We start from the raw sequence: 24,064 nt of genomic DNA, 5'->3' as shown, positions 1-24,064 counted from the left end.
ATTTCTTTAAATTGCGACTAACAAAAAAACTCTTAGACGAAAAGAATTTTTGGTAGCCGCCTCTCAATATGAAAAATAAAACTTGCCTATTGTACAGAAGTTTTCATAAAAAATCGCCTGTTTTTTGCTTATGCAAGCGGTTATTTCTTGATTGTTTTTTGCAAAATAATCATCAAAGATGACCGCTTGTGTTTCAAGCTAGACTAAAATGGTTAAATCGTAGAAAATAGCCTCCATTTATCCAGAGAATAAAATTAGAAATGACCGCAGAAATCAATTACGAAGGCATTGAGCAAATGCCTATCAAGCGTTTTACTGAAGACGCTTACCTAAACTATTCAATGTATGTGATTATGGATAGAGCATTGCCTTTTATTGGTGATGGTCTAAAACCCGTACAACGACGTATTATTTATGCAATGTCCGAGCTGGGCTTAAATGCTTCGGCAAAATATAAAAAGTCGGCTCGTACGGTGGGTGATGTATTGGGGAAATTCCATCCACATGGCGACAGTGCTTGTTATGAGGCGATGGTGCTAATGGCTCAGCCTTTCTCTTATCGCTACCCACTTGTTGATGGGCAAGGAAACTGGGGAGCTCCAGACGATCCAAAATCATTCGCAGCAATGCGTTATACTGAATCCAAACTCTCTAAGTTTGCTGAAATTTTATTAGGCGAATTAGGGCAGGGAATGGAGGATTATCAGCCTAATTTTGATGGCTCATTAGACGAACCAAAATATTTGCCTGCACGTTTACCTCACATTTTGCTTAATGGCACAATGGGTATTGCGGTAGGTATGGCAACCGATATTCCTCCGCACAATATTAACGAATTGGCTGATGCCAGCGTGATGTTATTAGATAATCCAAAAGCCACTCTAGATGATCTTTTAACCGTAGTGCAAGGCCCTGATTACCCAACCGAGGCAGAAATTATCACGCCAAAAGCGGAAATCGCCAAAATGTACGAGCTCGGGCGTGGTTCGATCAAAATGCGAGCGATATGGAGAAAGGAAGAGGGTGAAATTGTGATTTCAGCTTTGCCACATCAGGCTTCCCCATCAAAAATCATTGAACAAATTGCCAGCCAAATGCGTAATAAAAAATTGCCGATGGTAGATGATATTCGTGATGAATCTGACCACGAAAACCCGATTCGGATTGTGATTGTGCCACGCTCAAATCGTATTGATTTTGAGGCGTTGATGGATCACTTATTTGCTACTACCGATCTGGAAAAAAGCTATCGTGTGAATATGAATATGATCGGTTTAGATGGCAAACCTGCGGTAAAAAATCTGCTGACGGTTTTAACTGAATGGCTGACCTTTCGCCGTAGCACCGTTACTCGCCGACTCAATTACAAATTAGACAAGATTTTAAACCGCTTGCATATTTTAGACGGTTTGATGGTTGCCTTTTTAAATATTGATGAAGTGATTGAGATTATTCGTAATGAAGAGGCGCCGAAAGCGGAATTAATGGCTCGCTTTAACTTAAGCGATATTCAAGCCGAAGCGATTTTGAATTTACGCTTACGTCATTTGGCGAAGTTGGAAGAGCATCAACTACAAGCAGAAAAATCGGCACTTGAAAAAGAGCGTGATGAATTACAGTTAATTTTAGGCTCAGAACGCCGTTTAAATAGCTTAGTCAAAAAAGAGATTCAAGCAGACGCTAAAACATTTGCCAGCCCACGTCGTTCACCATTGGTTGAACGTGCAGAATCAAGAGCGATTGCAGAAAGTGATTTAACCCCAGCTGAAGATATTACGGTGATTCTGTCTGAAAAAGGCTGGGTACGTTGTGCGAAAGGACACGATATTGATGTACAAGCATTAAGCTACCGTGCTGGTGATAGCTATCTTGCCCACGCACGAGGTAGAAGCAATCAACCAGTGGTGTTCCTTGATAGCACAGGACGAGCTTATGCGTTAGATCCAACTTCACTGCCGTCTGCTCGCTCGCAAGGCGAACCTCTAACGGGTAAAATTACCTTACCTGAAGGAGCAAGCGTTCAACAAGTATTAATGGCAAATTCAGACAACAATGTGCTAATGGCATCGAATTCAGGCTACGGTTTTATCTGCTCATTTGAAGATTTAGTTTCTCGTAACAAGGCTGGGAAAGCGGTCATTTCTTTAACAGAAAATGCAAAAGTGTTACCGCCGCAGTTGTTGGAAAATGATGACAATTTATCGCTCGTGGCAATGAGCAATGTGGGCAGAATGTTGGTGTTCCCTGTAAGCGAGTTGCCTGAATTATCGAAAGGAAAGGGGAATAAAATCATTAATATTTCTGCAGCTGCTGCAAAATCAGGTGATGAATACTTAGCTCGATTATTGGTAATCAAACCGACAAATTCCCTGGTCTTTGTTTCAGGCAAACGCAAAATCACGTTGAAGCCGAGCGACATCGACAACTACCGCGGCGAACGAGCAAGAAAAGGCTCGCAGCTAGTGAGAGGACTGAGCACCAACTCAACGGTGGAGGTTGTGGAGTAGCTTCTACAAAGCTAAAAAATCCTCTAATCGTTTATATTTAAAAATACAAGCGGTCGGTTTTGCAAAAAATTCTGCAAAACCGACCGCTTGAACGTTTTAATTAGGCAATCTTCTCCACCTTCGCAGGTATTCCATTTCGTACCGCCGAGCCACAGACCCAGTCTACCCAGGGGGATTTAACAGCTTTGGTGTGGTCGATAATGCCGAGATCGTTCAAATTAATGCCTTTGGCGATCATTGGGTTAGCTTTGACTTCCACACCGTCGATGGTGTAGGCACTTGCCCCGAGCTGTTTGTGACCATAGCCGTGTTCAATCGCAATCGTACCACGGGCGAGTCCATCGAGTACCACGATTTGCACGTTGAGGCTGGCGGTTGGGGTGCTGAGTTTGACTAAATCGCCGTGGGTAATGCCTCTCTCTTTGGCATCTTCGCTGTGCATCGCCACAATGCCTTCGGGCTTGATCGAGAGCAGCCGCAGCAGCGGAGCGGTAATGCTGCTCATAATGTTCGATTTGAACGAAATCAGCTTGAAGCCCCATTCCGTCTGCGGATAGTGCTGTTCCAGCGTTGAGCCGTCGGCAAAACGTGGCGACATATAGCGCGGGCAGCCCCAGTAGTGCTCGCCGTTGCTATGATGCTGAGCTTTATAAACCGTTTCGTTCCAAATTTGCAGGCAATTTTTCCACTGGAACGCCATATTATCTTCTTTCCAAGCTGATTCGTGTGGGGCGAAACGTCCGCCCTTGCAGTAAATCGCTGCCACTTTCAACACTTCCTCTGCTTTGAGTGTCTGCTCAATTTTCGGCAAAATACGTTGCACGCCAGTCAGTAATAAATCTTCTTGGCTGGCATTCGTGGCTGGTTTTTCACCGACAAATGCTACGTTCGCCGCTGCTCGTAAGAAGTAATCTTCGGAGCGGTTGAGCGGATATTTGTTGCCTTCTAAATCGGCAATTGCATTCTCACCAAAGCCTGGCAAGCCCATTTTCTTGGCAACCGCAATCACAAAGGCTTCCATACAGACTGTATCGCCCTCGGCGGTTTTGGCGTTCGGGGACGGTACAATTGGGTGGCGGGCGGTGCTGGCTCGGGTCGGCACACCGCCCCACGGCGTTGAAAAGCCCCAACTCTCGAAGTTGTGTGTATCTGGTACGATATAATCCGCTAGTGCGGTGGTTTCGTTCATAAAGGCATCGACAGCCACAAAGAGCGGTAGGATTTTAGGATCTTTTAGCTTCTCTAATGCAATGGGGTTGATCGCCGCCAAGCCATAGACGGGGTTGGTCATATGGCTGATCCACGCTTTGGCAAAGTAGGGATAGCCCTGCACCATCGAGGTAATCATCTAGGTAGTCTGCCCGCCGGTGAAAGGGTACCACGCCCCCTGTGCTGGATACGGATTTTCGCCTTTCGCTACTTTTTGCTTGTATTCGCTTGAATTTTCGTAGGCTTTTTTACTGCGGGCAAGGTTCGTGCCTTTCGGCTTCACTTGGTTCGGGAAGTTCGCCAAATCGTAGCGAGGACCATCGCCAAAATCTTTGAATTTGCCCGCCCCGACCGACATTCCGCCTTTTTTGTTCATATTGCCGACCATTGCATTTAGCAACAAAATCGCCCAACTGGTGTAGAAACCGGTGCTGTGCATTGTGCCGCCGTGGGTAATGGCGTTGGCTTTGTGACCGTGCGAGGTGAATTTTTTCGCTAAGTTTTCAATCACTTGCACTGGCACGCCACAAATCTCGCTATATTCCGCTAAGGTTTTTTGTTGAGTGGACTCTTTCAGCAATTGCATTGAGGATTTCACCCGTACTTCCGTGCCGTCCAACAATTTTGCAATTTCATCAACAAAAATGACCGCTTGCGAACAGGCTTTCGCCATTACCAGCTCGCCTGTTGCCTGATCTTTGACCACAATCGCATTCTCTTCCACTTTATCTTCGGGGGCGAGTTGCACATCTTGCAGATCGGTAATGCGTAACGCCTGCCCGAATTTTGGGTGTTTCTCGTCCGCCACAATCAAATGCGAAGCGTTGCAGTAGCTAGCGTGGTTAGCTTGGGTCATCGCTGCCAAACTTGGGCGAGAGAGATAGTCGGCGTTGAAACGGTCGTTTTCGATAATCCAACGCAACATCCCCATCACCAAGGCTAAATCGCCTTCGGGCTTAATCGGCACCCAGTTGTTGTTTTGGGTGGCGAGGGTAGAATTCATCTCCAAGCGTGGAGCGACTACCACATAGCTGAAATTGTCGTCCGGACGGCGTTTGGCAAGCTGGCGGGCTTGACGTTTGAACGGGTTGCCCGACTGTGCCGGCGAGGTGCCGATAAACAGGATAAATTCGGCGTGATCCCAGTCTGGCTTTGCGTGCTGGTTTTTATCGAAATCCTTCATAAACGCCCCCGAACCGTTGCGGTAGGAAGCCCCACAATACGCCCCGTGTTGGGAGAAGTTGATCGTGCCGAAACTGCGTTGGGCAAAGCGTTGCAGCAACGGCTGACGACCTTCCGGGCCGGCAAAGGTGACTAACAGTTGGTTGGCTTTCACGCCTAAATCGGGCTGTTTCGGATTAATTGGCTCTTGCAGATTGCGAATGGCTTTCAAGCCTTCTACCTCGCCCTCGCCAAACAGGTTGCCCCCGTTCACCACTTCGTCTACCAACTGCTCAAAGCTGATCGTCTGCCATTTGCCTTCGCCCCGTTTGCCAACACGTTTTAACGGCTGGGTAATGCGGTAAGGGCTATTGATGCTATCTAAAAATGCCGCCCCACGGGCACAAGCGGTCGAGCGGTTTTCAATCCCGCTTTCACCCGCCAGCAACACTTCCGCCTTAGCAATCGGCATACCGAACGGCAAGGTTTTATCGCTCGATAACGGGTGGTACGGGTTGCCCGAAATACGGATAACTTGATTGGTTTTCAAATCGACCCGAGCCCGTACGCCACACTGCGTCCAACAGCCCATACACTGCGTATTGCAGACGATTTGATCAGGATTGCTCAACAGCTTGCCGTCAATCACCTGATATTCCGGTGGCAATGAATTGCCGTGAATGGGATCACGGGTTTTCTCACCCGACGTGCCGTGCATCACCCCTTTGGCAATCTCCGACACCTTCGGCGCATACCCTGCCCCAAACGCCGCCGCCCCACCGAGCGCGAGGCTGCCTTTTAATAAATTCCGCCGTTTGTTATTCATTTTATTCCCCACAAGCAAAGCTAAAATTCAATACAGTCATTGTAAAAACGAGCGGATTAGGTGGATATTGTGGTTTTCCACATATCAAGGGGAAGTTTGATTTGGGTCAAGGGGGAGGGAACAAGCGGTCAAAGTGCGGTGGGGATTTGCGAAGTTTTGAAGGGATTTGACCGCTTATATGTATAAAATACTTAGTTGCTATCTCCTGTTAAGAAGAAGTTTATGGGTACTGGTAACCTATAATGCCTGCAAGCCAGTAATGCAATAGGATAAAACCCGTGTTTAATTGCAGATATATTCTCAAAATTTTCCTTTTGGTTATTAACTTCAAAATTTAGTTGTTCTAGAAATTTCTCAGGTGATGAGACATCAACATTGGGCAATGTGGCTCCATGTATTTCTTCGTTATTATATAGATAATCTTCAGAAATATGATTAAAAAAGAATACTTGAAAGTTACAATGAGGCAATAGCTTTTCCTTAATAGAAGAAATTCTATTTGTACCTAACTCACCCTTTAATTGAGATAAAAATAAAAACAAATATGGATAGAATGCAGATGCACTTGTTAGTTTTTCAAATTTATTTCTATCTCCAGAAAACTCTATAAAATCTATTAAATCTCTATAATTATTTATGGTTGTTATGTGTCGCCTTCTTTGATTAAGGCAAAATGCACAATTATCTATAATTTGATTAAGCCACCCTATCATATTATTGGTATTAATATCCTTAGATGACCTTAGGAAAATCATCGCAATAGAAATATCTATGATTTGGTTATCCATATAAGGGGAATATAAGGAACTGTTATTCACAATAACACCCCAAACCAAGTTTGTTAGATCATAATGCCTATTAGCCAAAAAGTCTTTATGCTCTTCATTAACTCTTTGATATAACCAAGAGTTCCAAATCCCAAGTAAAGAAACTCGGCTTAAAATATCAAATAATTTAAGATTTATATCAACGGAAGATAGTCCTATAGAAGATGATAATAAGTACTTTTCTTGTGATAATGGAATGATGGCTCGCTGTATATATTCTTCTGAAATTCTCATATGTAACATAATCAAAGAAATTAGTTGTTGATAAACAGGGCAATTTCCTCTTATTTTCTTATCACCTATATACTTCTTATATGAATTCCAAGCATGTAATATAACGAACTCTGAAGAAATATAAGCACTTTCAGTGTTATTTTCATTTCTTGCCCATATCCACAAAATAGAAGTATATATGTATATCTGTCTAAAGACGGTTAAGTAATCATCTTTGCTTTTCATTTTTCTGGAAAACAAATGCTTAACTAATTTTTTAAAGTGTAAAATAGATATCTCCGGCTCATCAACCATTGCTAAAGATTTTCTTAATAAACTCTTTATATCATCAGGTGCAATATCCTCTCTTAGGAAATAATCTTGTATGAATCCTGCTAATTTATCTCCGTCCCAAATAGAAAATGATATTTCATTTAATTTTAGATATCTATCCATAAAACCAGTTATCTCATCTTGAATAAGATTGTTACCACCAAAACAAGGGCAAACTACAATTTCTTTTCCCCTGTACTGTACAGGTATTCTTCTCTGAATAAAGACATCAAAGATTTCATTCATTGACTGGCGTAATGATTGATCTGAATTCCCATCCCAAACATTTCTAGTTAAATCCCCACTTTTTATCGAAAACAAATAGATCTTTTCTACTTCATCATTTTCTAGTTTCCCAAAGCAAGCAACATCTACCCCATATTCTCTTCTTCCTCTTATTGGAGACACAAATACATTTGCTCCCATTTGGCTTAATAAATCAGGAAGTATTCTGTCTAATTCATCTCTTTCTTTAAGAGAGCGTAGGTATTCTTTGAGTATTAATTTCATTCTGATATTCCTTCTATTCTAAATAGAAATAATATTTTCTCTGTTTCCACAGGATTTAATAAAGATAATCTAAAGATTTCAAATTCTGTTTTAATTGAAGAAAATGGGGATATATTCCTATTAATATTGCTACCGTTCTTCATATGATGGATAGTTTCGCTCCCGTGTAGAATAGTTATCTTTGTGGCAATTTTAGAAAAAATAGAGTTATTTTCTGATTTTTCATATGCTTGCGTAAAACAAGTATGTTTCTTTATATTATAGATATGTCTATTTTCATTACTTGGTGAGAATTCTTTGGACTCGATTGCAAGATCCAATAATTTATCGTACTCTTCACATCTATAGATTAATTCCTTTAGCTTCTTATTTAGTTTTCCTTTAGTACTCTTTTTAAACTTCCTAAAGTACTCAATAGAACTCATTGGGTAAGCCATAAAAGCAAAATCATAAAGAAGATTTATGATTTCATTCTGAATGTTATCCTCAGATTTATTTAGCAGAGATAAAGTAGATAAAGTAATAGGTATAGAAGATTTTGAACTATTTGGCAGTAACCAGCCTATGCATTTTTTAGCTAAAAAGTGTAAGTCTGTATTATCAGGTATTAAGCTAAAGTCAAACTCTGTTTCAATTCCTTTATTATAACTTAGAATATCTGAAGCAAATCTATAATAGATGGTCTGATTTTTTAGAAAGCATTTAGTGATGAAATAAGACAAGTCTTTTTCAGAAAGTTGAGAGAGGTGATAATCTAAATATTTCAGTTCGTCAAGAAATATATTTACATTCTTCTCTTCGATAAAAAACTCTACTTCATTGAACAGTGTATCCACACCTTGATTTTCAAGTGTGTCACTTAAATGTAAATATAAGTAATACAAACATTCATCAGTTTGTTGCTGAGAATTCTCATTTAGTAGTTCCAATACCTTTTCTTTCATACTAACCCCAACAACACCCCAACCTTCTTCCGAATTTCCACCAATTCACTCTCTGCAATCTTCCCTTTAAATTCGGCTTGACGAACTCGCCAATCAAGGCTTTTCACTTGGTCGGAAAGCACCACATTTTGTGGTTTGCCGGCAATATGCACTTCAAACGGATAGCCCTTGATTTTGGTGGTTAGCGGGCAACAGATGAGCAAGCTAGTGAGTTGGTTATAGCTTGCTGGGGTGAGAACCACCACTGGACGATGCCCTGCCTGTGGCGTGAAATTCAGCCAAATAATATCGCCGACATCGGGAACATACTCGCTCATAGTTGCTCCTTGCCGATAGGTTCGCCGGTCTCGATTTCTTGATGTAAATTCTCTGCGGTAATACCCGATAAAAGCTGTTCCAAACTATATTCTTGGCGGATGGGTTCAATAATAATTTTGCCGTTTTCTGCCCGAATATCGACTAAATTATCTGCTTGTAATTGCAGTGCGGTAAGAATAGAAGCAGGAATTCGCACCCCCACACTATTCCCCCATTTTTTGATTGCCAATTGCATTGTTTGCTCCTTTTTTATCCGATGTTATACATTGTATAATTTTTTAGTGAATAAAAAAAATGCGGTCAAAATTTGTAAAATTCTGACCACACTTGACCGCTTGTTATTGCACTTTTTATGGGTATAAGCCCAAATACTCGATTAATCTGAGAAGTTTTTGGGGTTATACCCAGAAAATTTGCAAAAATTCCAATGAATTTGACCGCTCGCCCCTAGTTATTGCTTTTTCATTTGTAAAAATGTAAAGGTAACTCACTTTTTCATTTGAAAAAATGTAATCTTCATCATAAGATCAGACGAAAAAATAGATAGAAAACATAATGAAACGAACAATTCTTCACGCATTACACAAGTGGAAAGAGAAACCGAACCGTAAGCCATTGATTATTCAAGGGGCAAGACAGGTAGGAAAAACGTGGGCAATGAAACATTTTGGAGAGCAAGCTTTCACTAAGGTGGCATACATCAATTTTGATAACAATCCCCGAATGAAAGCTCTGTTTTCAGGCGATTACGATGTTCAACGCCTACTTTTGGGCTTGAAAATTGAGAGTGGCGTGGATATTCAGGCGGAAGATACGCTAATTATTTTTGATGAAATTCAAGAAGTGCCACAGGCTCTCTCTTCGCTTAAATATTTTTATGAGAATGCACCACAGTTTTACATTATGTCGGCCGGTTCGTTGCTCGGCGTATCGCTACATCATCAAGTCTCTTTTCCTGTCGGTAAGGTCGATTTCCTGCCTCTCTATCCGATGGATTTTCACGAATTTCTGACCGCACTTGGCAAGCAAGATTTAGTGCAACTATTGGAATTGCAAGATTGGACGCTGATTTCTGCAATGAAAAGCCGTTATATCGATCTGCTCAGGCAATATTATTTTGTCGGTGGAATGCCGGAAGCGGTCAAAACTTTTATTCAAACTCAAAATTTGGACGAAGTTCGCCAAGTGCAACGCAATTTGTTGATGGCGTATGAGCAAGATTTTTCCAAACATATTCAAGACGGACATACGGTGCAACGGGTGCGGGCGTTATGGCATGCAATCCCTGAGCAACTTGCCAAGGAAAACAAAAAATTTGTGTATTCTCTATTGCAAAAAGGGGCGAGAAGTAAGGACTATGAACTTGCTCTGCAATGGCTAAAAGATAGAGGTTTGGTGCATTTAGTCCCTCGTATTAAAAAGCCATATTTACCGCTTTCGGCCTATCAAGATGGTGCATTTAAATTGTTCGGATTAGATGTAGGGTTACTGACAGCACAAACACACCTAGATAAAAGCGTTTTATTGGAAGGCAATCGCCTATTTACCGAATTCAAAGGGGCATTAACCGAACAATATGTACTTCAACAACTAATTGCAAGCCAAGAAAATCCGGTATTTTATTGGGCAACAGAACGAGGAACTGCTGAGGTAGATTTTGTTCTGCAATGCAAGCAGTCTGTTATCCCAATTGAAGTGAAAGCCGAAGAAAATTTGAAGGCGAAAAGTTTGAAAGTTTATGTAGAGCAATTCCAACCTGAAAAAGCAATCCGATTTTCAATGGCGGATTATCGAGAGCAGGACTGGATGATGAATGTGCCGTTGTATGCGGTTAATATCATTAAATAAAAAGGAGCAGAACGATGAATCACCGTGCCTATTATCAATCATCTATTGGCGATTTTTTAAACACGAATACCGATAGTATTTTAGGAATATTGAGTCAAAACCATCTAAATCGTAGCTTAGAAGATTCGCAACGAAATACTTGGAAAAGGCAAATTGAAATTCTAAAACAACAATTAGTTGATGTAAAAGGATACATTTTCTTTGAGTTTTCTATACCAAGAATGGGGAAGCGTGTTGATAATATTATTATCATTGGAAAAACGATCTTTATTGTTGAGTTTAAAATAGGAGCTACAAAATATGAAAAGCAGGATATCAATCAAGTCCTTGATTATGGTTTGGATTTAAGAAATTTTCATCGTTCCAGCCATTCGGCTGATTTAGTGCCTGTATTAGTTGCAGAAAAAGCACCCACTCAAACTTCATTTAATTTTGAAATGGCTCGCAATTTTCAGACAGCGATTATAATTAATGCTTCACAATTAAAAAATATTGTTCAATCTGTATCATCTTCGTCTATTTTAAATGTAACTGATTGGGCTAATGCGCCTTATCATCCAACTCCTACTATTGTTGAAGCTGCACAAGCACTTTATCAAGGACATAGTGTTGATGAAATTACTCGCTCTGATGCAGGAGTACAAAATTTAAGCCTAACTAACCAATGCCTACACGATATTATTGAAGAAAGTAAAAAAGAAAAACATAAAACAATTTGTTTTATTACAGGTGTTCCCGGTGCAGGTAAAACCTTAGTGGGACTGAATGCTGCAACCCAACGAATGAATATAGATGAATCAGAACACGCAGTATTTTTATCTGGTAATGGACCTTTGGTTAAGGTACTACGTGAAGCTCTTATTCGTAACACAGTAAATAATACGCCTAAAACAACCAAAAGAGATATTGCCCCAAAAGTAGAGTCCTTTATTCAGAACATTCATCATTTCCGTGATGAATATTTAAAAGATCAATCTGCACCAATAGAAAAGGTTGTTATTTTTGATGAGGCTCAGAGAGCCTGGGATAAAGAACAAGCAAGTAGTTTTATGAAAAGAAAAAGAGGATTAGATGATTTCAATCAGTCTGAACCTCAATTCTTAATTGATGTTATGAACCGTCATCAAGATTGGTGTGTCATCATTTGTTTAATAGGCGGTGGGCAAGAAATCAATATCGGGGAGGCCGGCTTATCAGAATGGATTCGCGCATTAAAAATACATTTTCCTGATTGGGATATTTATTATTCTCCCTACCTGCTTGAACATTCTGAATATTTAAGTGAATCGCCATTGTCTGAATATTTAGTGCATAAAGGGCAGAAAAGTCCTCAACTGCATTTAGCCATTTCTGTGAGATCATTTCGCTCTGAAAGATTATCTGATTTCATTAATGCTTTATTAAAACGGGATAATGATTTAGCTAAGAAACTATATCAAATTATTCAAAATGATTATCCGATTCTTCTTACTAGAAATCTAGATATTGCAAAGCAGTGGCTAAAAGAACGAGCAAAAGGAAGTGAGCGTTACGGTTTGCTATCTTCATCCGGCGCAAGAAGATTAAAAGCATTTGGGGTAGATTGCAAGAATGAAATTAATGAGTCTGACTGGTTTTTAAATGATAATAATGATGTACGTTCGAATTGTTTTTTGGAAGATATAGCGACGGAATTTAGTGTACAAGGATTAGAGCTTGATTGGACTTGTGTTGCTTGGGATGCTAATTTTTATATTAAAGATAATCGTTGGTGTTTTCAAAACTTCAAAGGGAGTAAATGGCAAAATATCAATCAAGAACAGGCACAAAATTATCTATTAAATGCTTATCGAGTTTTATTAACACGAGCAAGACAAGGTATGATTATTTGGGTTCCTTATGGTAGTAACGAGGATAAAACACGCTTACCTGAATATTACGATTCTATATATCACTATTTAAAAGAAATAGGAATTAAGGAACTTGAATAAGATATTAAATGAGAAATGCTACCTCAATATTAGAGGTAGCATTTCTATGTTTTATTTGTGATATTTAATTAAATTCACCACCTGCCACACCACCACCGTCACTAACACCGCCAACCCAAAAATCCCCACAATCCCTAATCCACCATCAACGGCTAACCAATCAAAGTGGTACGGATTTTGCAGAGCGTTGGTTTTGGCGATGGTTTGGGTTTGGATAACCAATACCCAACGTAGCCACCAGCCGAAGCCGATGAGAGCGACCACGCCGATCCATTGCAAGCGGTGATTTTTGCTCGAAAAACTGCAAACAAGAGCGATGAGCCAGCAGATACCGGTGAGATAAACAGTGATTGAGCCGTTGAAAAGTAAGGCGAAATCACGTTGGGCGGTTTCACTGCTGAATGCTAATCCTGCGATTGAAAGTGCGGTTAAAATTAACAGCGTTTGTAGGGGCTTGCGTTGCACGCCCTGATTTTCCCCAGCGGGCGTATGACATACAGCCCTACTTTTTTCGCTCACAAATTGGGTTAATCCCAACGCCACCGCCCACGCGGAGAACAGCATAATCGGCAGTAGCCACGCACTGTGCCACAAGGCTCTTGTGCCGGTTTGGTAGGTTTCAAGCACGGTGTAGCCGATAATGCCGACTGCGGTAAGCACCGAAAACAGGCGGAATGCCCATAACAAGCCTTGACTGCGTAGGAGTGGAAGGTTGAGCCACGCCAGCCATTTTGGCAGGTTGGGTTGAGCATTATGTGCTAAGGTCAGCACGAAATAACCGGCGACTGCCACACTAAACAACGGCAGGATAATCGCCCCCCACGCCATCGGCGACCACCAGGCAAAATCGGTGTAGAAATGCAGAATTCGGCTTGGCTGGTGCAGGTCGGCAGTCAGAGCCACCGGAGCGACAATTGAGCCGATAAAGGCGACCAGCACCGCCGACTGTTCGCAAGCGGTCGGTTTCTGGGCTTTTTTTGCAAACAGCACCGCCGTAAATACCGCCGTTGCCGCCACACCGACAAAGAAGAAATAATTGACAATCCACGGCAACCAAACAATATGTTGCGGTTCGACTAATACTTCACGAATCATGTTACGCCTCCCCTGTCCAAAGCATCGGCTGACCATCGACTTTGCTCACAAACGCCTCGTCCAGCCCTAAATAAAAGACGTGCGGCACCGTGCCGGATTCCGGTTTCAGCACTTTCAACTCGTCTTTATGTTGTTGATAAAGTTGAGAAATTTGGCTTTTCGGATCGTTCAAATCGCCAATCACCCTCGCTCCGCCCACGCAACTTTCTACGCACGCTGGGAGCAAACCTGCCTCCAAACGGTGCGAGCAGAAGGTACATTTGTCGGCGGTTTTGCTCTCTTCATTGATAAAACGGGCATCGTACGGACACGCCTGCACGCAGTAACCGCAACCGATACACTGCTCGTTGTTGATCACCACAATCCCGTCTTTGCGTTGGAAGGTCGCCTGCACCGGACAGACCGGCACGCACGGTGGTTGGTCGCAGTGGTTACACAGGCGAGGCAACACCACATTATTCGCCACCTGCTGACCGTTGGTGATTTCATACTGACGCACCGTGGTGCGGAAGCTGTGCAGCGGTGTGGCGTTCTCCACTGAACAGCTCACCGTACAAGCCTGACAGCCGATACATTTGCGTAAATCGATCAACATTCCGTAGCGTTTCGTCCCGTCGCCCTCACGGCGATCAGGCATAAACGCCTTCGCCTGAGCCAACGGCATCGCAGCCGCCCCCACGGTTAAGGCGGACTTCAAAAATAATCGTTTTGTAATATCCATACGTCCCCACAATCATAAAAAAATCAACGAGGGTATTGTAGAAACGGGCAGATTGGGTGGGTATTGTGGTTTTCCACATATCAGGGGGAAGTTTGATTTGGGTCAAGGGGGAAAAGAATAAGCGGGCTATGGTAGGGGATTTTTTTAAATGATAATTTTATTTATAAAAATAATTCACTATGAAGTCACAGAGTTATTCACTCTGTAACCCAAAAATCTCCATTTTTACTACAATAGGGATTTTACCCAGATAAAATGGTATTTCTGATAATACTTTTCAAGAAATATTCCACTCCTACACTAATAAACTTCTCATAAAGAAGATTAAATAGTAAGTATAGTATTCTTGATTTTATACTATACCCACTAAATTATAGAGATAATAATATTTTATTTATCTAATAAATTTTTATTTATAATAACTGGAATTTCTATGTTTTTAGGGGATTTAAATTGTTCGCACATCATTGAACAATTTATTAAGAACTCTCCTTCCTGTAATGGAGAAATGTATAGTTTATGTGGTAATCTGATTTCTCTAGTATGCAAAAGATCTGTGATTTTTATAGAAACTGAATTCCCTTCAACCCATAATTTTTTATAACCATTATTATTTAATAAATAAGAATTAGATAAACGACTTAAGCTCTGAAAATTACTAGACTTGGTATCTAAAAATAGATTGCCAAGATCTTTATAAGGACGCATTAAATTTGAATAATGATTAATGTTTTTCATAAAAGGGTTTATGCTTTCCATATATTTTTTACGAGCATTAAAAATAGGATTTATTGGAATTTCTAACTTAGGCTCTTTAATTTCTTCCAAAAATTCCTCTGTAAAAACTCGTACTTCTTTTGGAAATTCAAGATCTATATAAATTTCAGTAGCTTTAATGATGCCTATATTTGCTATTGATATTTCTAATAAAGATGAGTGATTTGTAATTAACTCATACTCTAATTTATTTTTATTAAATTTATCAATATCTTCTATGCTAGGAATCTTAGAATTAAATTCTTCTATTTCTTCATCTTTAATAAATGGCAATAGTTTTTCATCAATCTCATCTTTTTTGATCTTTTGATACTGCATTTTTTTTATCAATCCATCTACTATTTCAGGATAAATTAAAGATATTTTATATTCGTTATTCAATAGAATTTCTAATTCGGGAAGTTCATTATTTTTTCTATAACGATCTAGCTCTGAACGTAATTCACTATTTTCTCTACTCAATCTAGCTAGTTCATTAGCCATTTCTGGAGAGGCTGCTTGATCTCCTCGAATCCAGCCAATAGAAGGATTATGGTGAAAAGCCTTAAATAAGGCAGTTTGCATTTTAGCTACTAAATCATCTGAATCATCCCAAAATTGACACATTTTAGTTTTAGCTTTTTCAATAAACTTTTCTAATTTAGCAGTTAGTTCAGGATCTTGTTCTCTTTCGGTTGGTAATGTCGCTATATTTCTATTCCTAATAAATGCAAGAACAGGAATATTTTTATTCACAGCATAGTCATATTCCCTTTCTGTATAACTAATACCTGATACTGGCTCAATACTGCCGTATCTATGCCCTATAATCACTACATAATAATCACTATTATCGATAGTTCTTTGAATAATACTCCATTGCTGTTCATTCGCAGCACTAAACATTTCCATTCCAGCAGGAAATTGTTCCAATGAAAGAATACTATTAATAACCTTATTTCTCGTTTCAACTAAATCCATATATGTTGAACTAACAAAAATTTGATGTTTTTTATTATTCATATAAACGACCTTAACACATTTTAGGTGTGGTTTGTTTGTTTTTTATACTAAAATAACAGTTGGTATAAATATTGTTCATAGTTTAAAACTATAGTTTTCTCTGAAATCTTTATATTCTTTATAGTTTTAGCTGTAAGAATTTTAGAGGCGTCTCGCTGCTTAATCATATATTTTAGATCATCAAAAGTAAAAGGCTTCATCTAACCTTCGGCATCTAGTACAATAACAAGTACTAGGTTACACATAGCCGAGCAGCTCTTATATAACAAAATTCCCAATTTTTGTGCATATTTCTACTGAATTTTCACACTCAACCTATTACTATAACCATATTGATTAACCTAACTACCCAAAATGAAACGCCTACTTCTCTTCCTCCTATTCCTCTCCCACACCGTTTGGGCAGAAACCTACCAAATCGGTATTCTCGCCCAGCGTGGGGAAGCCTATACACGCACTCACTGGCAACCTTGGGTGGATTGGTTGAACGGGCAGTTTCCGAATGAGCAGTTTGAGCTTGTGCCATTGGGCTTGGGCGAGGCGAACAGTCGGGCGGAGTTGGATTTTTTGCTGACTAACCAAGCCCAGTTTTTCTATTTAAGTCGGCAGAATGTCCGTTGGTTGGCGACGCTCAACAGCCCTCATTCGGCGGACGGCGGCTCGGTCGGCAGTAGCATTTGGGTGCGTGCCGACAGCCCTTATCAACGCCTGACCGATCTGAAAGGCAAAACCCTGAGTGCGGTGGATAACGATGCGTTCGGCGGTTTCCTGCTCGGCTACTACGAATTTCATCGGCAAGGAATGCAACAAAACCGAGATTTTGACGTGCAGTTTTCTGGCTTTCCGGTGGATAACACCTTGTTTTTATTGGCAGAAAATCAGGTTGAAGCGGCGATTGCCCCCATCTGTTTAATGGAAGATCTGGCGAAAGAGGGCAAGATCAAGCGGTCGGATTTCCGCTTAATTTTGCAAAATCCGCAGGCTCGGGGCTGTGAAGCCAGTACCGAGCTGTTGCCAAACTGGTCGTTGGCGGCGATGCCGAATGTGCCGAACGCCCTTGTCGCCCAAATTTCGACCGCACTTTTGGCGAGCCAATCGCCCGATTTGCCTCGTTGGACACCGCCGTTTTCCTCGTTCCAAGCTGACCTGATTTTGCGTGAGCTGTATCGCCACCCGCAGCAAAAAAGCCTGTGGGACACGGTGCTGGACTGGGTTCGCCTCAACCAATTCGGGCTGCTGGCGGTCGCTGCCTTTATCCTGTTCAACCTCGCCGCCCTTCGCTATCAGGTCTATCGCAAAAGCAAGGCGTTGCGTGCCGCTCACCGCAAAATGCAGCAATATCAGCAGGAACTGGCAACCGCTGACCGTCTGACGCTTTTAGGTGAGATGAGCACGGGCTTCGCCCACGAGCTGAAACAGCCGCTGTCGGCGATTCGAATGTACGCCGAGGGCTTGAAAAATCAGACCAACGACAGCTATCAGAGGCTGATTTTGGACAAGCTTATCGCCCAAGTGGATCGCTCGACCAACACGATGCAGGCGATTCGGGATTGGGCGAAAAAACGCCCGAGCGGCGAGCCGCAAGCGGTAGTTTTGAACGAATTAATTGCAAAAGTGGTGGAATTTGTCAGCGTAGAAAACCGCCAAAATGCGACAATTCATCTCTTTTCTGACAACACTTTTTCGCTTAATATAAATTCCACGGTGCTGGAGCAAGTAATAACCAATTGCTTGCTCAATGCCTTACAAGCTGGGGCAACGGCAATTGAAATCTGCCTACAAACGGTCGAAAATGAGTTAAAAATTACCATTGAAGATGATGCGGGCGGCTTCTCTCAAAGCCAACTCGACTTCCCCTTCGTCCCCTTCCGCACCGACAAACCGCACGGCTTAGGACTAGGCTTAGTCCTCTGCCAACGCCTAATGCAAACTCTCGGTGGTGGAATTGAGTTGGCGAATGGGGAGCAAGGGGCGAGGGTGACGCTGTCTATTCCTCACACGTAGGGTGGGGATCCTTGCCCACCGCTAACGAACGAATCACTATCGCAACGGAGGGCAGGGATGCCCACCCTACGGAGACAAAATGATAATACATATTTTAGATGACGATGAAGCCCTGCTTGACGCAATGGCTTTCCTACTTTCCCCACTCAATCTGCCCATCAAAACGTGGCAAAACAGCGTGGAGTTTATCGAGCAGGCAGATTTACACCAACTTGGTGTGGTATTGCTCGATATTCGTATGCCGTTGTTAGACGGTCAGCAGGTGCATCAAAAACTGCGAGAAGCCCAATCCACCTTGGCGGTAGTAATTATGACCGCCCACGGTGATGTGCCGATGGCGGTGCGTGAGCTGAAAAATGGGGCGGTGGACTTTCTGCAAAAACCAGCGACCTTTGACCAGCTCAAACAGGCAATCACCCAAGCGGAGAAAATTAGCCAACAAGCGGTTAAAATTCACGAAATTCGGCAAAATTATGTCAAACTCACCGAAAAAGAGCAAAATCTCGCACCGCTGATTATGCAAGGTTTTACCAACAAACAGATCGCCGATAAACTGGCGGTTTCCGTACGAACGGTAGAAGTTCATCGGGCGAATGTAATGGTAAAAATGCAGGCGGAAAGCTTGGCTGGATTGGTCCAGAAAATTAGTGATTTGCAAAAAATATAGGAAATTTAACCGCTAGCCTATTTTTGAATATGAGTAATATGATGTCTGATCTTCTATAAATAAATCTTGTAATGGCAAAGATATTCTCCTTTTATTGGGTTTGGTTGTAAAAACTTTATAGTATCTACAACTTAATTTGATTTTTAGCTGTATGTTCTCAATAATTAAGATAAAGAGCTTTTTCTACTATAGATATACCTTGCTTATATCTTTGCATAAAATGTTTATATCCTTCATTTACTGTTTTATCTGGCTGTATAAGATTAAGCTGAGTGGTATTGAATATCTTTTTATCTAGATAATCTTCCAAATTACAGCCATCAGAAACTTCTAGAAAGTTCGCCAGTAATGCAATTCCCCAAGCTCCGCCATTTGAGGCCGTACTTGCTGTAGCTAATGGAATACCTAATGCAGAGGCTAGAATTTTTTGAGCAACTCCTTCTGTTTTAAAAATTCCACCATGTCCTAAAATTCGAGATATCTCCACTTTTTCTTGGTTAATGAGAATATCCATTCCTAATTTCATTGCACCAAAGGCAGTATAGAGGTGTACTTTCATAAAATTGGCTAGATTAAATCGGGCTTTGGTGGGGTGTAAAAACATAGGGCAACCTTCGGATAGCCCAACATTATGTTCTCCAGAGTGGAAACCATAAGCGAGAAGTCCTCCACAATCAGCTTCACCTTGTAATGCTTGTAGGAAGAGTGTTTCATAAAGTTCTTCAGTACATACATTAACACCGAAGGTATCTAGACATTCACGGAATAGATTTACCCAAGCATTGATGTCAGAGGTGCAATTATTGGCGTGAGCCATTGCGACTAATTTACCTGTTGGGGTCGTGACAATATCTAGTTCTGAATAGACTTTGGAAAGGGCTTTTTCTAGAACTATCATAGCAAATGCAGAAGTGCCGGCTGATATATTTCCTGTTTTCTCTTTGATGCAATTAGTAGCGATCATTCCTGTGCCAGCATCTCCCTCTGGAGGGCAGAGTGGAATGCCAGCATTTAATGCTCCACTAGGGTCAAGTAATTTTGCGCCTTTTTTAGTTAATTTACCCGCTTGTTCGCCAGCAACCAAAACTTTGGGTAATATAGATTCTAATCTCCAAGGCATTCCGAATTTAGTAATAGCTTCATCAAATTGTGTCAGCATTTGTTGGTTGTAGGAATTTGATTTAATATCAATAGGAAACATTCCTGAAGCATCACCTACGCCAAGTACTTTATGATCGGTTAGTTGCCAATGTATGTAGCCAGATAAAGTTGTTAGATAATCAATATTTGCTAAATGTGGCTCTTGGTTTAAAAGTGCTTGATATAAATGAGCAATGCTCCATCTTTGTGGTATCGGATACTGAAATAGCTCTGTAAGCTGTTCGGATGCATCTCTAGTAATGTTATTTCGCCAAGTTCTAAAAGGAACAAGCTGGTTTCCTTGTTTATCAAATGGTAAATAGCCGTGCATCATTGCACTAATTCCAAGAGCTTTGGCGCTACGAATAACGGTATGATATTTTTCTTTAACCGTTTTATTCAAATCAGCGTAAGCTGCTTGGAGTCTTTCCCATATTTCTGTTTGGTGGTAAGTCCAAATACCCTCAATGAGGTGATTTTCCCAATCAACACCACCTGTAGCAAGTATTGTTCCATCTGTACTGATTAGTACTGCTTTTATACGAGTTGAGCCTAACTCAATCCCAATAACGACCCTCCCTAGTTCAATAAGTTGTTTTTCATTTTGCATATATGACCACCTTAATGTTTTAATTGGAATAGATGATTTTTTTGTAAGAAGATGAACACTAGTAGCAAGCTGCCCCATAAAATCATCGTAATATAACTACTGACACTGAGCATATTTAAGCCACTTTCAATCACTTGCAATAAAACAAGAGCTAGCATAATGCCAACCAGTTTCCCTTTCCCACCATCAGGATTAATGCCACCTAATACTGATGCCAAAATAGAAATGAGTAGGTAAGAATTGCCATAAGAAGCTTTAGCTGAATTTAGTTTTGACATCATCAAAATTGCCGCAAATATACAGAGAATAGATGAGATGATATAAACCCAAATCAGTACTTTTTTCGTGTTAATGCCGGAATAATAAGTTGCTTTTTCATTATTGCCAATAAAGTAAACTGCTTTTCCCATTGATGTTTTTTCCAGGAAGAACCATACCAACCCTGCCAGTAAGAGAAAAAGTAAGATTGGTGTTGGAATACCTAGAATGGCTGATGCATTAATATTCAAAATACTTTCTGGAAAATTGGCTATTGTTGAACCATTTGTTACTAAAATGTTGATGCCATTAAGTAAGGTCATTGTACCTAATGTGGCTAAAATAGGGGAAACGCGAATAACCGCAATTAAAGTGCCATTTAGCAGACCAATAGCTAATGCACATAAGAGACTTAATATGATAGAAATAAATAGCCAAGAAATTCCTGTATATTGAGTAATAAAGTAGGCAATAATTAATGAACAGGCATTCATACTAGCGATGATTGAAAGATTGATTCCACCTGTTAGCATAGGTAATGCCATTGCTAAGGTTAAAATACCTAATACAGGAATTTGTGATGCCATAGATTGAAAATTATCGACAGACCAAAATATATCCGGAATAAGGATACTAAATACGATAACAGCAAGTGCAAACAGAGCCAGTAGATAAAAAATAGTATGATCAATTTTGTTTTTCATCGTTATACTCCTTGTTTTTTAAGTTGGCCTAATGCGGTGGTGCTAATACTTAAAATAATAATGATGCCAGTGATAATAGTTTGCCAATAGGAAGACACACCCATTAAATTTAATCCGTTCTGAATAATTGCCAATAACATTACCCCCATAACCGTACCAAATAGTGTCCCTCTTCCCCCTGATAAACTTGCTCCACCTAAAACAACCGAGGTAAGTACGGTTAATTCATATCCTAGTAAAGAATCTGGTGCAACAGATTGTACTGTGTAAGATTGAACAATACCTGCAATCCCAGCCATGAATCCCATATAGCCATAAGCAAAAAGGTGTAAGGATAATAGATTAAAACCAATACGAGACGTTGAGTCTTGGCTGCCTCCAAGTGCATAGATTTTACGCCCGATAGTTAATTTATTTGTAATCAACCCAGTAAGGATAACAGCAAAGATTGCCATTATTGCTTGGAAGGATAAACCGAATTCAAACCCATCTAAGGTAGTTTGTTTAAAGAAAATAATTTCTTGTGTAAACCATGCAGGATAGTCATATAACCAGAAGCCTTTGGTGAAATAAAGTAGTCCCCCGTAAAAAATATTTAAGGTTGATATCGTGATAATAATTGAAGGTACATTAAGGCGATTAACAAAAGTTGCATTTATAAAGCCCAATAAAATTCCGATAGTAGATGAAACTATAAATACACCCAAGAAACCGATATCATATTTTCCTATCATAGTAACCATAATATATTGTGAGATGATCGTGATTGCAGGAAATGAAATATCAATTCCACCGGAAAGTAAAACGATAAATAAACCACAAGCTAAAATCATTAACATAGAATATAAGCTCAACAGAACAATTAAAAAGAGGATAGTCCCAGATAGAATATGATTATTACTGATTTTCATAAATAGCCTCCGAAATTGATTTTTCTGTAGCATGTATTGGTAAGAACTCATTAACTATTTTGCCCTTTTTCATTACGAGAATTCGATGGCTGTTATAGTATGCTTCTTCTATCTCATCGGTTACAAAAATTACCGCAATTCCTTGTTTGGCTAATGATTTAATAATTTGGAAAATACCGTCTTTATTGGCAATATCTACGCCAATAGTCGGTGAATCTAAGATAATAATTTGGGGATCAATGGCTAACCATTTTGCAATTGAAACACGTTGTGCATTACCACCGGAAAGTGTATTAACGGGCAACTCGGAATCGGTAACTTTAATTTTCAATGACTCAATTAAAGTTTGGCTATAGTTATATGCTTTTGGTGATTTAATAATATGCAATTTATCTGTGATTTTGTGGAAAATAGTTGAAATAATATTGTGATGAATAGATTCTGCCATAATCAGTCCAGTATTCATCCTATCTTCAGAAACATAAGCAATCCCTTTTCTAATAGCATCGCGGTTAGTGTTGAATACAACTTTTTCGCCATTTAATAATATGTCACCAGATTGAGGTTTGGTGATGCCGAATAAGCTAAGGCATAATTCAGTTCGACCTGAACCGAGTAATCCTGTTAAGGCGATAATTTCCCCTTCTCTTAGAGAAAAATTAATCTCCTCATATTGACGAGGTAAGGAGAGATCCCTGACTTCTAAAACTGTATTATTTTGCGAAAAATTGGGTAAATCTAACCGCTTGAGATCGATTTCTAATCCAGTCATTAAAAAAGCTAAGCGTTTTTCATCCATTTCACTAATAGGATATTGCCCCACCATATTCCCATTCTTCAACACTAAGACACTATCAGAAACGCTCATTACTTCTTGCAATTTGTGACTGACAAAAATAATGCTAATTCCTTTACTTTTTAGTTTGATTACTACATTTAATAGATCGCCAACTTCTTTTGCTGTCAGTGAAGCTGTTGGTTCATCCATAATTAATAAGCGAGCGTTTTGTGCTAAGGCTCTGCAAATAGCAACTAATTGTTGCTGAGCAATTGGTAAATCTTCTAAAGTTGCATTTAGGTCTAGATCTGCATTGATACTTTGAGCTGCATCTGAAGCCACTTGATAAATTTTTGCTTGGCTGACCCAACCAAATTGGCGATGTGAGTTGATAGCAATATTTTCTGCTACTGTTAAATTTGGAAAAAGTGCGAGATCTTGATAGATAACCTGTATGCCTTTTTCAATAGATTCTTGTGGAGTAAGCTTAGTATATTTAGTTGCTCCAATTCGGATGTCAGCACCTTTATCAGGTTGATAAACACCAGAAAGAATTTTAATTAAGGTTGATTTACCACAACCGTTTTGGCCGGCAAGGCAGATTGCTTCGCCATAGTCTAAAGAAAGATTAACTTGGTTTAATGCCTTTACACCATGGAAGGTCTTACTGATATTTTGCATAGAAATAAATGCCATAATTGCCTCCTAGAGAAATATGGGTTCATAAAGAA

Annotated in this window: 16 protein-coding genes and 1 pseudogene; 5 read left to right on the top strand and 12 right to left on the bottom strand. The window is 40.3% G+C overall.

Going from position 1 to position 24,064, the window contains the following annotated elements; all coding sequences use genetic code 11:
- Positions 1 to 260 precede the first annotated feature (260 nt).
- Positions 261 to 2,507 (top strand): DNA topoisomerase IV subunit A, encoded by a 2,247-nt coding sequence (parC, locus tag GM698_RS00575; RefSeq protein ID WP_209289467.1) that lies wholly within the window; start codon positions 261 to 263, stop codon positions 2,505 to 2,507.
- A gap of 100 nt (positions 2,508 to 2,607) precedes the next feature.
- Here the strand turns inward: parC and GM698_RS00570 are convergent.
- The 5 genes and pseudogenes from GM698_RS00570 to GM698_RS00550 form a co-directional block, all read right to left on the bottom strand.
- Positions 2,608 to 5,703: pseudogene (locus GM698_RS00570) on the bottom strand (tetrathionate reductase subunit A).
- A 191-nt stretch (positions 5,704 to 5,894) separates the two neighbouring features.
- Positions 5,895 to 7,586: a hypothetical protein gene (locus GM698_RS00565; protein ID WP_176812489.1), complete on the bottom strand. Its 1,692-nt coding sequence runs from the start codon at positions 7,584 to 7,586 to the stop codon at positions 5,895 to 5,897.
- Positions 7,583 to 8,530, bottom strand: a complete 948-nt coding sequence (locus GM698_RS00560) for a hypothetical protein (protein ID WP_209289466.1) — start codon at positions 8,528 to 8,530, stop codon at positions 7,583 to 7,585. Before GM698_RS00560 ends, GM698_RS00565 begins: the two co-directional genes overlap by 4 nt.
- Complete coding sequence (gene mazF / locus GM698_RS00555) at positions 8,527 to 8,847, bottom strand: endoribonuclease MazF (RefSeq protein ID WP_176812491.1); 321 nt, start codon at positions 8,845 to 8,847, stop codon at positions 8,527 to 8,529. Before mazF ends, GM698_RS00560 begins: the two co-directional genes overlap by 4 nt.
- The gene (locus GM698_RS00550) at positions 8,844 to 9,083 is read right to left on the bottom strand and encodes an AbrB/MazE/SpoVT family DNA-binding domain-containing protein (RefSeq protein ID WP_176812492.1); all 240 of its coding nucleotides are present in this window, start codon (positions 9,081 to 9,083) and stop codon (positions 8,844 to 8,846) included. Before GM698_RS00550 ends, mazF begins: the two co-directional genes overlap by 4 nt.
- 320 nt (positions 9,084 to 9,403) lie before the next feature.
- Here GM698_RS00550 and GM698_RS00545 point away from each other — a divergent pair, with 320 nt between their 5' ends.
- Together GM698_RS00545 and GM698_RS00540 are read left to right on the top strand one after the other, a co-directional pair.
- Positions 9,404 to 10,696, top strand: a complete 1,293-nt coding sequence (locus GM698_RS00545; RefSeq protein WP_176812493.1) for an ATP-binding protein — start codon at positions 9,404 to 9,406, stop codon at positions 10,694 to 10,696.
- Between the two features lie 14 nt (positions 10,697 to 10,710).
- Complete coding sequence (locus tag GM698_RS00540) at positions 10,711 to 12,666, top strand: DUF2075 domain-containing protein (RefSeq protein ID WP_176812494.1); 1,956 nt, start codon at positions 10,711 to 10,713, stop codon at positions 12,664 to 12,666.
- A 51-nt stretch (positions 12,667 to 12,717) separates the two neighbouring features.
- Here the strand turns inward: GM698_RS00540 and nrfD are convergent, their stop codons facing one another.
- From nrfD to GM698_RS00525, 3 genes are all read right to left on the bottom strand, one after another.
- Positions 12,718 to 13,761, bottom strand: coding sequence for an NrfD/PsrC family molybdoenzyme membrane anchor subunit (nrfD, locus tag GM698_RS00535; protein ID WP_176812495.1), 1,044 nt, complete (start codon positions 13,759 to 13,761; stop codon positions 12,718 to 12,720).
- A 1-nt stretch (position 13,762) separates the two neighbouring features.
- Positions 13,763 to 14,482, bottom strand: a complete 720-nt coding sequence (ttrB, locus tag GM698_RS00530; protein WP_176812496.1) for a tetrathionate reductase subunit TtrB — start codon at positions 14,480 to 14,482, stop codon at positions 13,763 to 13,765.
- Between the two features lie 390 nt (positions 14,483 to 14,872).
- The gene (locus GM698_RS00525; RefSeq protein ID WP_176812497.1) at positions 14,873 to 16,261 is read right to left on the bottom strand and encodes a DUF4062 domain-containing protein; all 1,389 of its coding nucleotides are present in this window, start codon (positions 16,259 to 16,261) and stop codon (positions 14,873 to 14,875) included.
- A 354-nt stretch (positions 16,262 to 16,615) separates the two neighbouring features.
- Here GM698_RS00525 and GM698_RS00520 point away from each other — a divergent pair, with 354 nt between their 5' ends.
- Both GM698_RS00520 and GM698_RS00515 read left to right on the top strand, forming a co-directional pair.
- Positions 16,616 to 18,265: a PhnD/SsuA/transferrin family substrate-binding protein gene (locus tag GM698_RS00520; RefSeq protein WP_176812498.1), complete on the top strand. Its 1,650-nt coding sequence runs from the start codon at positions 16,616 to 16,618 to the stop codon at positions 18,263 to 18,265.
- A 79-nt stretch (positions 18,266 to 18,344) separates the two neighbouring features.
- Complete coding sequence (locus GM698_RS00515; protein ID WP_176812499.1) at positions 18,345 to 18,932, top strand: response regulator; 588 nt, start codon at positions 18,345 to 18,347, stop codon at positions 18,930 to 18,932.
- A gap of 157 nt (positions 18,933 to 19,089) precedes the next feature.
- Here the strand turns inward: GM698_RS00515 and GM698_RS00510 are convergent, their stop codons facing one another.
- From GM698_RS00510 to GM698_RS00495, 4 genes are read right to left on the bottom strand one after another with little or no spacing between them, the layout of a single operon-like run.
- The gene (locus tag GM698_RS00510; protein ID WP_176812500.1) at positions 19,090 to 20,682 is read right to left on the bottom strand and encodes a xylulokinase; all 1,593 of its coding nucleotides are present in this window, start codon (positions 20,680 to 20,682) and stop codon (positions 19,090 to 19,092) included.
- An 11-nt stretch (positions 20,683 to 20,693) separates the two neighbouring features.
- A complete protein-coding gene (locus GM698_RS00505) occupies positions 20,694 to 21,644 on the bottom strand; it encodes an ABC transporter permease (protein ID WP_176812501.1) in 951 nt (316 codons plus the stop codon).
- Positions 21,645 to 21,646: 2 nt separating this feature from the next.
- The gene (locus tag GM698_RS00500) at positions 21,647 to 22,555 is read right to left on the bottom strand and encodes an ABC transporter permease (RefSeq protein ID WP_209289465.1); all 909 of its coding nucleotides are present in this window, start codon (positions 22,553 to 22,555) and stop codon (positions 21,647 to 21,649) included.
- Positions 22,542 to 24,029 carry a sugar ABC transporter ATP-binding protein gene (locus GM698_RS00495; RefSeq protein WP_209289464.1) on the bottom strand — a complete coding sequence of 496 codons (1,488 nt, stop codon included), beginning with the start codon at positions 24,027 to 24,029 and terminating at the stop codon, positions 22,542 to 22,544. The genes GM698_RS00500 and GM698_RS00495 overlap by 14 nt, the downstream gene beginning before the upstream one ends.
- Between the last annotated feature and the right edge of the window lie 35 nt (positions 24,030 to 24,064).

The organism is Mannheimia sp. ZY171111 (assembly GCF_017750945.1).
Taxonomy (GTDB): Bacteria; Pseudomonadota; Gammaproteobacteria; order Enterobacterales; family Pasteurellaceae; genus Mannheimia; species Mannheimia pernigra.
This window is presented reverse-complemented; position numbering and strand designations above follow the sequence as displayed.

Bases quoted from the DNA above. Each gene is read 5' to 3' on its own strand.
- parC (WP_209289467.1), top strand. From the start codon at position 261: ATGACCGCAGAAATCAATTACGAAGGCATTGAGCAAATGCCTATCAAG.
- GM698_RS00565 (WP_176812489.1), bottom strand. From the start codon at position 7,586: ATGAAATTAATACTCAAAGAATACCTACGCTCTCTTAAAGAAAGAGAT.
- GM698_RS00560 (WP_209289466.1), bottom strand. From the start codon at position 8,530: ATGAAAGAAAAGGTATTGGAACTACTAAATGAGAATTCTCAGCAACAA.
- mazF (WP_176812491.1), bottom strand. From the start codon at position 8,847: ATGAGCGAGTATGTTCCCGATGTCGGCGATATTATTTGGCTGAATTTC.
- GM698_RS00550 (WP_176812492.1), bottom strand. From the start codon at position 9,083: ATGCAATTGGCAATCAAAAAATGGGGGAATAGTGTGGGGGTGCGAATT.
- GM698_RS00545 (WP_176812493.1), top strand. From the start codon at position 9,404: ATGAAACGAACAATTCTTCACGCATTACACAAGTGGAAAGAGAAACCG.
- GM698_RS00540 (WP_176812494.1), top strand. From the start codon at position 10,711: ATGAATCACCGTGCCTATTATCAATCATCTATTGGCGATTTTTTAAAC.
- nrfD (WP_176812495.1), bottom strand. From the start codon at position 13,761: ATGATTCGTGAAGTATTAGTCGAACCGCAACATATTGTTTGGTTGCCG.
- ttrB (WP_176812496.1), bottom strand. From the start codon at position 14,482: ATGGATATTACAAAACGATTATTTTTGAAGTCCGCCTTAACCGTGGGG.
- GM698_RS00525 (WP_176812497.1), bottom strand. From the start codon at position 16,261: ATGAATAATAAAAAACATCAAATTTTTGTTAGTTCAACATATATGGAT.
- GM698_RS00520 (WP_176812498.1), top strand. From the start codon at position 16,616: ATGAAACGCCTACTTCTCTTCCTCCTATTCCTCTCCCACACCGTTTGG.
- GM698_RS00515 (WP_176812499.1), top strand. From the start codon at position 18,345: ATGATAATACATATTTTAGATGACGATGAAGCCCTGCTTGACGCAATG.
- GM698_RS00510 (WP_176812500.1), bottom strand. From the start codon at position 20,682: ATGCAAAATGAAAAACAACTTATTGAACTAGGGAGGGTCGTTATTGGG.
- GM698_RS00505 (WP_176812501.1), bottom strand. From the start codon at position 21,644: ATGAAAAACAAAATTGATCATACTATTTTTTATCTACTGGCTCTGTTT.
- GM698_RS00500 (WP_209289465.1), bottom strand. From the start codon at position 22,555: ATGAAAATCAGTAATAATCATATTCTATCTGGGACTATCCTCTTTTTA.
- GM698_RS00495 (WP_209289464.1), bottom strand. From the start codon at position 24,029: ATGGCATTTATTTCTATGCAAAATATCAGTAAGACCTTCCATGGTGTA.